This is a genomic window from Salipaludibacillus agaradhaerens, from assembly GCF_002019735.1.
GTDB classification, from domain to species: domain Bacteria; phylum Bacillota; class Bacilli; order Bacillales; family Salisediminibacteriaceae; genus Salipaludibacillus; species Salipaludibacillus agaradhaerens.
This window is the reverse complement of record NZ_KV917378.1, coordinates 2055791-2069881: the sequence shown is the minus strand read 5'-3', so window position 1 is coordinate 2069881 and position 14091 is coordinate 2055791. Positions and strand designations below refer to the sequence as shown.

The 14091-nt window shown below is 37.8% G+C and carries 9 protein-coding genes and 1 pseudogene; 8 read left to right on the top strand and 2 right to left on the bottom strand.

The annotated features are described in order from the left end of the window. Window positions 1–24: 24 nt before the first annotated feature. From BK581_RS09700 to BK581_RS20575, 8 genes and pseudogenes are all read left to right on the top strand, one after another. Window positions 25–1362 (top strand): glycoside hydrolase family 125 protein, encoded by a 1338-nt coding sequence (locus BK581_RS09700; RefSeq protein WP_078577989.1) that lies wholly within the window; start codon window positions 25–27, stop codon window positions 1360–1362. Beyond that, on the top strand, window positions 1352–4486 hold the full coding sequence (locus tag BK581_RS09695) for an alpha-mannosidase (RefSeq protein WP_078577988.1): 3135 nt from the start codon (window positions 1352–1354) through the stop codon (window positions 4484–4486). Before BK581_RS09700 ends, BK581_RS09695 begins: the two co-directional genes overlap by 11 nt. A gap of 67 nt (window positions 4487–4553) precedes the next feature. Continuing rightward, window positions 4554–6290: a sensor histidine kinase gene (locus BK581_RS09690; protein ID WP_078577987.1), complete on the top strand. Its 1737-nt coding sequence runs from the start codon at window positions 4554–4556 to the stop codon at window positions 6288–6290. 6 nt (window positions 6291–6296) lie between these two features. Beyond that, window positions 6297–7838, top strand: coding sequence for a response regulator transcription factor (locus tag BK581_RS09685; protein WP_078577986.1), 1542 nt, complete (start codon window positions 6297–6299; stop codon window positions 7836–7838). A 153-nt stretch (window positions 7839–7991) separates the two neighbouring features. Beyond that, on the top strand, window positions 7992–8930 hold the full coding sequence (locus BK581_RS09680) for an ABC transporter permease (protein ID WP_078577985.1): 939 nt from the start codon (window positions 7992–7994) through the stop codon (window positions 8928–8930). A 146-nt stretch (window positions 8931–9076) separates the two neighbouring features. Beyond that, entirely contained in the window at window positions 9077–9931 is an 855-nt protein-coding gene (locus BK581_RS09675) for a carbohydrate ABC transporter permease (RefSeq protein ID WP_078579907.1), read from the top strand. 86 nt (window positions 9932–10017) lie between these two features. Beyond that, window positions 10018–11514 carry an ABC transporter substrate-binding protein gene (locus BK581_RS09670; RefSeq protein ID WP_078577984.1) on the top strand — a complete coding sequence of 499 codons (1497 nt, stop codon included), beginning with the start codon at window positions 10018–10020 and terminating at the stop codon, window positions 11512–11514. A 354-nt stretch (window positions 11515–11868) separates the two neighbouring features. Then, a pseudogene (locus BK581_RS20575) lies at window positions 11869–12050 on the top strand (Fic family protein); the annotation flags it as partial. Between the two features lie 52 nt (window positions 12051–12102). Here BK581_RS20575 and BK581_RS09660 read toward each other — a convergent pair. Further along, a complete protein-coding gene (locus BK581_RS09660) occupies window positions 12103–12477 on the bottom strand; it encodes a Na-translocating system protein MpsC family protein (RefSeq protein WP_078577983.1) in 375 nt (124 codons plus the stop codon). Between the two features lie 109 nt (window positions 12478–12586). After that, a complete protein-coding gene (locus BK581_RS09655) occupies window positions 12587–13801 on the bottom strand; it encodes an L-lactate MFS transporter (RefSeq protein WP_078577982.1) in 1215 nt (404 codons plus the stop codon). Between the last annotated feature and the right edge of the window lie 290 nt (window positions 13802–14091).

Sequence of the window (14091 nt, the reverse complement as noted above, 5' to 3'; positions counted from 1 at the left end):
ATAAACTAACAAGGGGAATATGAGATGACAACGGAGTACAAAAAAATTCCAGCATCCTTAAAAAGGGTTATAAATCGAGTAAAGGATATGTATCCGAATGACAAAGAAATACAAAAACTGTTTGAAAATTGCTTTATTAACACCTATGAAACCACTTTAAAGGAAGATGAAGCGGGAACATTTGTCATTACTGGTGATATCCCAGCAATGTGGTTAAGGGATTCCTCTGCCCAAGTACGCCCTTATTTAACTGTCGCATCGGAAGATCGAGAAATTGCTTCCATGCTCAAGCAAGTGATTGAGCGGCAATGGGCGTATATCCTTCATGATCCTTATGCCAATGCGTTTAATCGAACGGCAGATAATAAGGGGCATCATCAGGACAGAACAAAAATGAGCCCTTGGATATGGGAGCGGAAATATGAAGTGGATTCCTTATGCTATCCGATCCAATTGGCGTATTTATATTGGAAGGCAACGAGAGACAATTCGATTTTAAACCCGACTTTGAAGAAAGTCGTGGAAGCAATTTATGAGGTTTGGAAGGTGGAACAGAATCATGAGGAGAATTCCCCTTATCTGTTTGAACGGGATGATTGCCGCGTTTCAGATACCCTACTTCGAAATGGCAAAGGTGGATATTCTGTCAAAACGGGGATGACATGGTCTGGATTCCGCCCCAGTGATGATGCGTGTCTATATGGTTACTTGATTCCTGCCAATATGTTTGCGGTAGTAGTACTAGATTACGCGAGAGAGATGCTAACTGTGATGAAAGAGACAGAACTAGCTGAAAAAGTCACGAAACTTTCCCGGGAGATAAAAGCAGGTATTGAAACATACGGGAAAGTTGATCACCCTGTATTTGGAGAAATTTATGTGTATGAAACAGATGGAGACGGACATGTCAATCTGATGGATGATGCAAATGTTCCAAGCTTACTTTCCATGCCTTATCTTGGATATGTTGCACCGACGGATCAAACCTACTTAAATACGAGAGAGTTTATTCTAAGTCGGCATAATCCTTATTACTATGAGGGGGGAAAAGCATCTGGAATAGGAAGTCCTCATACCCCAGATCATTATGTATGGCATATTGCTTTAGCAATTCAAGGAATGACTGCCGTTGAAAGAGGAGAAAAGGATCGTATTTTAGCTACGTTTAAAAACACTCATGGGTCTACTTATTATATGCATGAAGGATTTGATGCGGACAGACCAGAGAACTATACTCGTTCGTGGTTTGCCTGGGCTAATTCCATGTTCAGTGAATTTATTTTAAGCGAGATGGGGATCTATGTCCCCGGAAGTCCTTTAGAACGTCAAAAAGGTAAGGAGCTAGATAACCGTGTTCTATAAGTTCGAAAAGCTGCAAAATCGTGTAAACGAATTGGACCGCTACCGCTACCGTGAATCAAAGAACATTGACTTCTTCCGCGTGTATGAGCCGGAGACAGGGAAGGAGACAATTCTTCCTAACTCTTACACAGATAAAAAAATGAAAGTGAACGACTGCTGGCGTGGAAGGGATACGTATATTTGGCTAAACAAGACATTGAAGATACCGGCAGCCTGGTCAGGCAAAAAGGTAGTCGTATATCTTGATTTAGGACGGACAGGAGGAGGGAATAACTCTGGGTTTGAATCCCTTATTTATGTGAATAAAGTACCATTTCAAGGAGTGGATTCCAATCATCAAGAAGTGATTTTACCAGCTGATGCTGAGGAAAAAACAGTAGAACTTGACATTATGATGTGGTCTGGCTTGGAAGGTGGGGGTCACCCGCAAGAGCAATATTACCGTTTGAAAGAGGCGTGGTATGGCTTTTTGGATGAAGAGGTAGATGAATTGTACTATAAATCCAAAGCCATCGTTGATACTCTTAGGAGTCAAGATACGAATGACCCGGCATACGCTTCTTTACTTGCAAGTCTGGACACTGCTTTTAAAAAAGTGGATTGGTCGTACCCTGGAAGCGATCAATTTTATACCTCCCTTGAGCAGACGTTAGCCTTACTTAACAAAAGAATGGGAGAAATTGAAAAACACGATAATGTTACTATTCATACGATCGGTCACTCTCATATTGACCTTGCCTGGCTGTGGCGAACAAAGCACACGAAAGAAAAGGCAAAACGAACATTTTCAACTGTTTTGAGATTAATGGAGCTGTATCCAGATTATACGTATTTACAAAGCCAGCCACAATTGTACGAATGGCTCAAGGAAGAGGAACCAGAGCTGTTTGAAGCGATTAAGGAAAAAGTAAAGGACGGCCAATGGGAAGTGGAAGGCTGCATGTGGGTAGAAGCTGATTGTAATATTCCGTCAGGGGAATCATTCGTCCGCCAACTACTCTATGGTAAGAACTTCTTTAAGAAAGAGTTTGGAAAAATAAATAAAATCCTTTGGCTACCAGATGTGTTTGGTTATAGTTGGTCATTACCTCAAATTTTGAAGAAATCTGGCATTGATACGTTTATGACAACGAAAATTAGCTGGAATCAGTATAACCGCATGCCTCATGATACGTTTTATTGGCGGGGGATCGACGGGACGGAAATATTAACTCATTTTATTACAACACCAGAACCAGGAAGAGCGGAGGACTCTTGGTTTTATACTTACAATGGTCTCATCACTGCTCAAACAGTGAAGGGGATCTGGAAAAACTACCGTGATAAGGAGATTAACCAAGATCTGCTTTTAGCCTATGGGTATGGGGATGGAGGAGGAGGAGTCAATCGAGAGATGCTGGAGTTGAAGAGGCAGTATAATGAGATGCCTAGTCTGCCAAAGATCACTGCAACGAAAGTAGGAGATTACTTTGAGAAACTGCATGATAATGTAAAGAACACTGATCAGTATGTTCACACATGGGACGGCGAGCTGTATTTGGAGTATCATCGTGGAACTTATACGAGCCAAGCAAAAATGAAAGAAATGAACCGAAAATTAGAGAATGCCTTAAGAAAAACAGAAATCCTATCCACATGGAACAGCCTTGAAAATGGTTGGAACCACTATCCTAGCATTGCCTTAGAAAAAGTATGGAAAATGGTGCTCTTAAACCAATTCCACGATATTATTCCTGGCTCCTCCATTACTGAGGTGTATGAAGATTCCTATAAAGACTATAACGAAGTTGCTAGAATAAATAAGGGAATTGTTGAATCCCAGCAACAGGAAATAGTGCATGAAGCAAAGAATAACTTAACTTTCTCACATTTTCATCAATATCATAACCCAATTCTTGTAACAGTACCGAATGGCTACGAGAAACATAGGTTCGAAGTGGAAGGAACTAACCTAGTAAGTCAGGTAACAGCTAATGGAGAGTCCCTGCTATTAATTGAGAAGAGTAAACCTTTCGCCTTCCAGGAGATTCGTGTAAATAGAATAGAAAAGGAACAGATGAATTCAGTGCTCAGCCATGTCTCTCTGGAAGAACGGACATGGGACACCCCTTATTACAAGATTCGGTGGAATGCTAACGGTCAGTTTACTAGTATTTTTGATAAGAGTTCCAACCGAGAATTAATTGAGGCCGGAAAAACAGGAAATACCTTAAAATTATATGAAGATAAGCCTTTGGCACATGATGCTTGGGATATCGATTTATATTATCAGGAGAAATATTCTACTATTGAAACATTCAAAGGGTGTAGAATAATAGATAATGGGCCGTTGAGGACAACACTTCATTTTAATTGGAAACAAGGAAATTTAGAAATTAGCCAACATATTCATTGCTATCATCATACTAAAAGAATCGATTTTGAAACGGAAGTGGATTGGTCTTTGCGCCAAAACTTATTAAAAGTAGAATTCCCAATTGCAGTACGTACGACAGAAGCAATCTATGACATTCAGTTTGGAAATGTGAAGCGCCCAACCCATTGGAATACATCATGGGACATGGCGAGATTTGAAACTGTTGGGCATAAGTGGGCAGCCCTCGCAGAACCGAATTATGGCGTCAGTTTACTGAATGATAGCAAGTATGGGTACGCCATTAAAGATAATGTTATCGCTCTTTCCTTATTAAAAGGTGCGATCCATCCAGACCCTAAAGCAGATGAGGGGATTCACCAGTTCACCTACTCCCTTTATCCATTCGCAGGTGTTACACATAAGCATGACGTAGAGCGGGAAGCAACCTATTTAAACAACAAACTGGTGGCTACTCCTGGTGCGGTTTCAGTGCCGTTTACCGCGTCATTTCTCACGGTTTCAAGTGACCAGGTAATTATTGATGCAGTAAAGAAAGCTGAAGACAGTGATCACTTAATAGTAAGACTTCATGAAATGGAAGGAACACAGGTACAGGTTCAGTTGGGGAGTTATTATAATGTGAAACAATGGCGTGAAGTAACGTTAATAGAGGAGGAGTATTCATCTCCTCAGGGGGAGTTCACTAATGCCCCTATAAAATTAAACTTTACCCCCTATGAAATAAAAACAGTGGAAATAGTAATCTGAAAACTTGAAAAAGAGACTAGTATCTAGTCTCTTTTCCCTGTTCGTTCACAAGTTAGGAGAAGAAAGTATGAAAACATTAAGTTTTTTTCGAAGAATAAGCGGAAAATTATTTCACCGAGTGTTTTTTACCTACTCCACGATTATAATTTTAACAATGTCCAGCTTATTTTTATTTCTCTCCAATTATTACTCTGATTTTATTGTTCAGAGAGAGATAGATAAACATGGAACGATTATAGATGAAATAAAATCAGATTTTCATGAGAAGCATCAATTTGTATCCCAGGGAGTTCGCAATTTATATCTTGAGAAAGATTTAATACAAGACTTGGCATTTGCTTTACAGCATGATTATGAAGAATATATCGGCTACAGGCTCGAAAAATTTGCAAATAGTGACTCCTTTGTTCCGTACAACTTTGATATTTATGTAAAAAATTATTTTTCTAGAGATGACACCGTCGTTGCTCTGGATATTAAAAATGAAACTCTTGGTACCGAGTATTTTTATTTGTTTAATCACTTACGCTGGTATGAAAACACACAACAAGGAACAAGAAAAGATATTGATGGAAAGGGGAATTCGACTCTTTATACGGTTGAAGAAATAATAAATGATCCTATTTACTTAGAAAGATTAGGTACACTCTCCATCCATTTTACCTACGAGAATGTTGAACGAATTCTTTCCCTTCGAGACGATACGATTCAAGGAACATTTCTCGTAACTGATGAAGAGATGAATGTGTATTTTCTGCATGGAGATTTAACGGAAGGTGTTTTAGAAGACATCCGTTTTGGGACTGTACAAAAAGAGGTTAAGTTAGATGATTTATATTATATTCAAACATCTGTGGAACCAGTGGGCAATTTAATGATTACGTCCATTATACCAAGAAAGGAATTGGCTTCATTATACACCTATAAAATTACGATCTTATTAATCATTATCGTGTTAACTGTGATCGCTATTGTGTTACCTTACTTTTCTCTAAGGGGTCACTCGAAACGTGTGGATCATATTGTCACAAAAATGCGCAAAGTCCAAGAAGGTAATTTAAAGATAAAGATTGATACTAGACAAGGCAATGATGATTTAAGTGTGATTTCAGAGACATTTAATGAGACATTAGATGAATTGAATAATTACATTAATAAGGTGTATACGTCAAAAATAAAAGAGAAGGAGGCGGAACTTGCAAGTCTTCAAGCGCAGATCAATCCACATTTCTTATATAATACGTTAGAAGCAATCAGGATGAAATCTTTAGCAGAAGGTGGTCGGACGACTGCGAAGATGATCGTTCAACTATCTGAATTATTCCGCCATTCTTTACAAACAGCAGAATTAGTCACATTGGAAGAGGAACAAAATCATGCCCGGCAATATATTGAGTTGTTTAGTTTTAGATTTCCAGAGCAACTTACCAGTTTTTTTGCAGGTAATGAAGAATTGAATCGTTATTTAATTCCACCCTTTATTTTACAACCCCTTATCGAAAACTTTTTAATCCATGGCTTTAAACAAAATAGCAATGATAATAGGCTCGTAGTTAGAATGAAAGAAAAGGATAGCACCTTACTGATTCAAATTGAGGATAATGGAAAGGGGATTGGTGAAGAAACATTAGAACGGATTTTATGTAAGCTGGATAGGGGAGAGAGTACATCTGATTCAATTGGTTTAATAAATGTAAATGAGCGGATCAAGTTAAAATATGGACAAGGTTATGGGGTGACGATAGAGAGTATTCCAGATGTTAAAACAGTTGTAACGGTGAAATTGCCCGTTATAGAGAGGTGACAAATCATGATAAAAGTCATGCTTGTAGATGATGAACCGTTAATTCTGGAAGGGTTAAAAAATATCATTGATTGGGAATCATTTGGATTTCGAGTGATTGAAACGGCGAGGAATGGCTTGGAAGCGTTAGAGAAGTCTCGTGAAGTTTCATTTGACGTGTTAATTACGGATATTAAAATGCCGGAGATGACAGGTCTTCAGCTGATTCGTCATTTGCGAGATGAACAGAAAAGAATAATCGTCGTCGTACTATCTGGGTTTCAGGAGTTTGGTTTAGTGAAAGAAGGATTGCAGTTAGGGATAGAGAACTACCTACTGAAACCGGTTAAAGAAGAAGAATTAGTATCTTCACTCCAACTCGTTAAGGAGAAAATAAATCAAGCTATTTTAGAGGAGAAATCAGCTTTAGTGTTAAGGGATCATACTATTTGGCGCTGGATTATTGGCAAAATGAGCTATGAAGGGGTAAGACAGAGAATGTCTTTTTATCCTGAGTTACAACTAACCACACCACTATGGATAGGCTTATTGAAAGTAGATGTGAACGAGCAGAATGAAGAGGGATGGCAGACTTGGAGAAAGGCCTTCGAATGTGAAGGAACTGCAATTACCGTTCTCACACCATCAGGTGATTTTCTTTTCCTATGGTTCAGGGTAGCTCCAGAAGACTTGGAAGAGGGGATATCCAAAATACATCGACTAATTAACAACATAGAAAAGATAGAAGATTATGTGTTTGTTCACAGTAAAAAAATTGATAGCCTAAGTCAAATTCAGGATGTGTATCGGGAATTAGAAATGGACAGTGAATTAAAGATGCTGCTTCCAGAAAAGGAACACAGTCTCGCTGAGCAGTTGTACAGTGCATCAGACAGGTATGATTCATCGAAAAAATACTCGAGTAACTATGTGTCTCATGTGATAATGGAGCAACTTGCTAATCAGAATTATGAAGTGGTAAAGGCCTCCATGAAACATACGTTATCTATGTTTGAACAAGATCGCCCGTTACTTATGAAAAGTGTTTTATTAGAGTTCTTTTTTCAAGTTAAGAACAGTTTTTCCTTGCATATTGATTATAAAGTTTATGTGGAGATGTTAACTAAAATTTTATATGTAGAAGAATTAACGGATGCCTTGAAATTAATCGATAATTGCCTTGATATGCTGGATACAAATTATTCACAGCGAAATCAGGAATATAGCCCTATTATTCAAACCGTATTGAATTTTATCCATCAAAACCTTCCAGAGGAAATGTCTCTCAAAACATTAGGTAACAGCTTTCATATTAATCCTATTTATTTAGGACAACTGTTCCAAAAGGAGGTAAAGTGCTCCTTTACGAAATATTTAAATAATCTGAGGATTGACAAAGCAAAGAAATTGCTTCTCTATTCCCATGAAAAAGCAGGTGTCATTGGGAAAAAAGTGGGCTATATGGATTCTGCCTATTTTTATAAACAATTTAAAAAGCTAGAGGGTGTCACTCCTTCCGAATGGAGAAAAAGAAACAGTGATTGGAGAGCAACTTACAGGAAAAAATGACCTTTGAGTTGCTCTTCTTTTTTATTATTTAATAACAGCAATATTGTGTATTTATTTTAGCCATTAAATCTAAGCTATCTCAACTTTTTAATTTGTAAGGGTTTTCATATAATTGAATTAAAGAAGGAAGTCAGATTTGGAAGGAGGAAGAAGATGCAGCGCTTAAAGAAATTTGGTAAAAACGTCTACGATAATCGAATCTGGCTTTTAATGATAATGCCTGGTTTTATCTGGCTCCTTGTCATGAAGTACTTACCGATGTTTGGTCAGGTCATGGCGTTTAAAGATTTCAGATTCCATCCTGATGGATTTTTTGCCAGTGTTTATCACAGCGAATGGATAGGGTTTGATAACTTTCGGTTTTTATTCAGTACAAATGATGCTTATGTTATCACCAGGAATACAGTTTTATATAACCTAGTTTTTATCATATTAGGACTTATATTAGCAGTTGGTGTTGCTATCATCTTAAGTGAATTAACGAAACAAAAGCTTGCTAAAATTTATCAGACTGGAATGTTATTTCCTCATTTTTTATCTTGGGTAGTTGTTAGTTATTTTGTGTTCGCTTTCCTAAGTGTTGATCGCGGATTGTTTAACAGTGTTCTGGAGATGTTCAATATAGAGCCAGTATCATGGTATAACGAATCTGCCTATTGGCCTTATTTTCTTGTGGCAATCAGCCAATGGAAAGGTGTAGGATTTGGGAGTATCGTTTACCTTGCAGCTATTGTAGGGATCGATAGGACATATTACGAGGCGGCAATGATTGATGGAGCTAGTAAATGGCAACAAATTTGGCGTATTACTATTCCAATGATCATGCCATTAATTATTATTTTAACGATTTTAAATATAGGGAGTATTTTTAGTGCAGATTTTGGATTGTTCTATCAGGTTCCACGGGATTCAGGGCCATTATATTCAGTGACGAATGTTATCGATACTTACGTTTATCGGGGGCTCATGTCGATGGGGGATATTGGGATGAGCACTGCAGCAGGTTTATATCAGGCGACAGTAGGATTCATCTTAATCTTACTGACGAATTACATTGTTAGAAAAATAGATGAAGAAAATGCATTATTTTAAAGAAAAATTTAGGTGGAAGGAGAGTGAAAAAGTTGGATTTCCCACCAAAATCAGCAACATCATCTCAACATAAAAAAGTCCTTCCTCTAAGGAAAAAGAAGAAAGAATATAATCCTTATGGCTTTTCAGGTAAGACGAGTGTAGTAATGCATATTTTACTAGGTTCATTTGCGTTCCTATGTATTTTTCCATTCATCTATGTCATTATTATTTCCCTGTCGAGTGAACAGTCGTTGTCTTTGCAGGGCTATCGACTTATACCAGAAGAGTGGAGCCTAGAAGCTTATAAGTATTTATGGCAGGTGAGATCACAGATTTTTCGTGCCTATGGTGTGACACTTTTTGTTACGATTGTTGGAACGATCCTCAGTGTGTCGGTGATAGCACTTTACGCTTATGCCATATCAAGGAAACAGTTTTTGTATCGGAAGCAATTCACGTTTATCGCCTTTTTCACGATGTTATTCAGTGGTGGAATGGTACCTTTCTACATCGTAATGACACAATTTTTAGGATTGAAGAACTCCATTTGGGCACTCATATTACCGATGACGGTAAATGCCTTTTACATCATTATTATGAGGACATTTTTCCAACGTTCAGTTCCGGAGGCGATACTTGAATCGGCACGAATTGACGGTGCAGGAGAGTTTCGAATTTTCTTAAGGATTGTAATACCACTGGCTATCCCAGGTATTGCCACAATAGCCTTATTTAATACACTTGCCTATTGGAATGACTGGTTTAATGCATTGCTTTTCATCGATGACCCTAATCTTGTTCCACTCCAATCTCTATTAATGAGAATTGAAAATAATTTAGATTTTATTAGACAAAACGCTATGTTATCTACTCAGAATGGCAGTATATTAGGATCTATCCCGCAGGATTCAGCAAGGATGGCAATGGTTGTCATTGCAACTTTACCAATTGCGTTATCATATCCTTTCTTTCAAAAATACTTTGTAAAGGGATTGACGATCGGAAGTGTCAAGGAATAGTGACTGAATTGCTCATCAAAGGAAGGGAATATATCGTTATTTTATATCCCCACCTTTTATGATAAAAAATTAAATGGGGGAAAGAAATGAAAAAACTATGTTTACTACTAGTCATGTTAGTAGGGTCTGTCAGCTTGTTGATAGCATGTGGAGGTGAAGAAGACGTAGGAAGTCATTCTGATGCGAGTGAAAATGGAGAAGGCAATGGTGAATCAGGTAAAGGAGACGACGTGTTAGATCCTGTGACACTTACATGGTACTTAATTGGCACACCACAACAAGACCTTGATGTAGTCATGGAGGAAGTTAACGAGTATACTGAAGAAAAGATTAATGCAACCATTGACCTTAGATTACTGGACTGGGGAGAATTTGATGAAAGATTGCAGGTAATTACCACTTCCGGAGAAGAGTATGATATTGCATTTACAAGTTCATGGGCAAATAACTACTCTCTAAATGCCCGTCGAGGTGCGTTTATTGAATTAGATAATTTGATGGATGAATATGGGGAAGAGATGAAAGAACTAATTGATCCTGCATTTTTAGAAGGAGCTCAAGTTGACGGAAAACTTTATGCTGTTCCAACGAATAAAGAAGTAGGTCAGCAAGCTGTCCTTTCATTCAATAATGAATTAGTTGAAAAACACAATCTTGATATTTCAACAGTTAACTCGCTAGCAGATTTAGAGCCACTTTTAGCTGTAATTAAAGAAGAGGAATCGGATGTAACCCCGATTGCCACATTTGATGCATACCTCCCTTTTGATTCTATTCTTCAAGAGGAAATGCCATTTGCTTTCAGGTTAGAGGGAAATACAGATGAAGTAGTAAATAAATATGAAGAAGAGGCGACGATGGAAACCCTGAAAGTAATGCATGATTACTATAAAAAAGGTTACATTCGTCCAGATGCTGCAACCAGCACAGACTCGTGGCCATTAGAAACACCAAACTGGTTTGTGCGTAAAGAGCTCTATCAACCGTATGCAGAACATGTATGGTCTAGGTCAGCCGGATATGAAATTGTTACTCGTCCTCTTCATGAGCCGTACGTATTTAATAATTCAGTGACAGGTTCTATGCAAGCGATTTCAAATACATCAGAGAACCCAGAACGGGCTATGATGTTCTTAAACTTATTAAACTCTGATCCTTATTTAAGGAACTTAATTGACAAAGGGATTGAAGGTGTTCACTACGAAGAAAATGAAGATGGGACCATTAATGACTTACCTGCTCGAGTTGAAAGGTTTAACATGCCAAGCTTTGCGATCGGAAACCAGTTAATTTTAAAACTGTATGAAGACGAGCCAGCAGATAAATGGGATGCTTTTGAAGAGTTTAACGAAAATGCCATTCCATCCCCAGTATTAGGGTTTTACTTTGATACTAACCCCGTTCGTACAGAAATTGCAGCGATCAGTAACGTTACAAGTGAATTTTCACCAGCGTTGTTAAAAGGTGCTGTAGACCCAGAGGAGTACATTCCTGAATTTAATAAAAAACTTTATGAAGCAGGAATGCAAAAAGTATTAGACGAAATTCAAAGTCAATACGACGAATGGAGAGACAATCAATAATCAAAATGGTTAGATGAACCCACTTAGGTTTCATAAGGTGGGTATTAGTTGGTAGGATAAAGGTGTCCCATTGTTTATAAAAAACCGACTGTTACTCCAGCCTCGACCTATTTCGAGAGAGGTCAGATGTTTTTGCCCAAATATAGGAGTTGAGTACAACAGGTAAATCAGGTTATTCACCTATGTGGAAACAAGTGGGATAAAGGTCTTTGGTGAAACCTTTAAATCAAATGTTGGATTGCTCTCATCGATTAATTCATCCGTAACTTCCCAAGTTATTCACGAACATTTAAATCATTACCTAAATAGAAAGTCAAAAGTTTACGTAAAAAGTTTTGGCTCGAATGAACATAGAATACAAATGCCATTGAAGGCACTACGTTAACTATCGACGAAACCAAGTTAGTTCTAGAAGGAATTAAGGTCGGTGGAAAAACGTTAGAAGAAGGTTGAATCATCGGGTTGCAATTCACTATGTAGAGGAGATTGTTCAAAAGGGAGCACCTTTGTCAGAGTGGCAAATTAAGAGTTTACATTGACTTGTATCAAAAGGAGGAACCGCTACATGACGGTTCCTCCTTGTTCGAATTATTTTGTTGATCTAAACGTCTCTTCAAGATCGGAAGCTAATTTAAATACGATAATACGTTCACCAGTCATTGTGCTTAGGTCTGTATGAAAACTAATCACTTTTTGACCTGTTATTGAATAAATATAGTCTCTCAAAATATCGACACCTGTTTCGACTAAATCAGAGCGGGTTTTTTTAATCATCGATTTTCCTTCTTTTGTTTTACAAAGAGTATACTCGGCAGGAGTAAGAACACCTTTGAGCGATACGATAATCATGTCTCGTAATATATCTGTTTTAACAGAGACAGACCCTCTTCCAAGATAATCTTTTTCCCATTGGGTAAGGACTTTACTTATTTCTGCTTCTATAGAACCTTTTGATTTAGTCATATATCCACCTTCATCAACGTCTGCTACTTATTAAAGTGAGATCGATTTATAAGATTTTCCACAATAAGAATTTTATCGAGAACTATGCTTTGTGTCAATTCAACTTCTTTTACTTCTCATTAATAACTTCTTCTCTATAAACTGTCGGTTCCTTTATTTTCACAGGAGCAGTAACCGCTTTTGCCATCAGCATAGCTAACATACAAAACAAAGATGCCACAATAAACGCTTGACCAAATGGGAATACTTTAACAATAAAAGGCCCAGCAAAAGCGGAAACACCATAAGCCTGATACATCAATCCATAGTTACTGCCCATGTTTTTTGTACCATAATAATCAGCCGTGATAGAAGGAAATAAAGACAGAAAGCCACCAAAACAAAATCCAATGACAGAAACGGTTCCTAAAAATAGCGGATAATTCATATAGCCGATACTCATATATAGCAATGTCACTGCCGTTATGCCATAAATAAACATCAATGTATTTACTCGGCCGAAACGATCAGAAATATTCCCTAAAATAATGCGCCCTGCTGCATTAAATAAAGCGATCACCATGACAGCATTAACGGCTTTTTCAACATCCAATTGAACGACTTCTACGCCAATATCGACAGCAAAACTAATAACCATTAATCCAGACATACTTCCGAACAAAAACATAAACCATAACAAGTAAAATGGATACGTTTTGACCATTTCCTTAGATGAAAAATGGGTAGACTCCTCTAAGGCAACATGACCTTCTTTCCCCTTCGTGTCCACTTTAATAGGTGGATTTTTCAGCAATTGGGCACCTGCTACAACAAAAACGAGATAGATAGCCCCAACATACATGAACGTCGAAGAAACACCAAAATTCTCAATGAAAAAGCGAATGATCGGTTGAAAAATAAGACCGCCTAATCCAAAGCCGGCAACGGCAATACCACTAATTAATCCTCTTTTTTCAGGAAACCATTTCACACACGCTGACAGTGGACAAACGTACGTCATACCAATTCCAGCTCCACCAATCACACCGTAAAATAAATATAATTGCGTTATTGTTGTTGCTTGGCTGGATAAAAGTAATCCTAATCCTAAAAGAATGCCGCCGGTCGTTGCAACCCAACGTGGTCCAATTTTATCTTGAAGTTTCCCTGCTAAAATGGTCATCAAGGCAAACGTCGCAATCGTAATCGAAAATGTAAGCACAATGGCTTCTCTATCCCAACCAAATTTGTCCATCAATGGCTGGTTAAATAAACTCCAAGCGTATACCGCTCCTAAATTAATTTGAATAATAACAGCACCAAGTACTACTAACCAACGATTCATCCTATCCATCTCCCTTTAAAAACTGATTATCAAAAAAAGAGACCAACATTTGAGGGTGTTATCCATCAAATGTTGGTCTCTTTTGTACGCACTATAAAAGTGATTACGTAAGCAACCAAAATCTTAAAATTAGTCATTTCCTTCGAAAGCTTGCACTGGACTTCTCATTCCCTTATCCTAAAGGACATTGGAAAAAGCTATCCTGCCTCTCTTATCGATTCACACATTTAACTTAGTATAAGTGACGAAGCCCCCGATTGTCAATCCTATTGTTTCTCTCTAGTGTTAAA

Bases quoted from the DNA above. Each gene is read 5' to 3' on its own strand.
- BK581_RS09670 (WP_078577984.1), top strand. From the start codon at position 10,018: ATGAAAAAACTATGTTTACTACTAGTCATGTTAGTAGGGTCTGTCAGC.
- BK581_RS09680 (WP_078577985.1), top strand. From the start codon at position 7,992: ATGCAGCGCTTAAAGAAATTTGGTAAAAACGTCTACGATAATCGAATC.
- BK581_RS09660 (WP_078577983.1), bottom strand. From the start codon at position 12,477: ATGACTAAATCAAAAGGTTCTATAGAAGCAGAAATAAGTAAAGTCCTT.
- BK581_RS09655 (WP_078577982.1), bottom strand. From the start codon at position 13,801: ATGAATCGTTGGTTAGTAGTACTTGGTGCTGTTATTATTCAAATTAAT.
- BK581_RS09700 (WP_078577989.1), top strand. From the start codon at position 25: ATGACAACGGAGTACAAAAAAATTCCAGCATCCTTAAAAAGGGTTATA.
- BK581_RS09690 (WP_078577987.1), top strand. From the start codon at position 4,554: ATGAAAACATTAAGTTTTTTTCGAAGAATAAGCGGAAAATTATTTCAC.
- BK581_RS09675 (WP_078579907.1), top strand. From the start codon at position 9,077: ATGCATATTTTACTAGGTTCATTTGCGTTCCTATGTATTTTTCCATTC.
- BK581_RS09685 (WP_078577986.1), top strand. From the start codon at position 6,297: ATGATAAAAGTCATGCTTGTAGATGATGAACCGTTAATTCTGGAAGGG.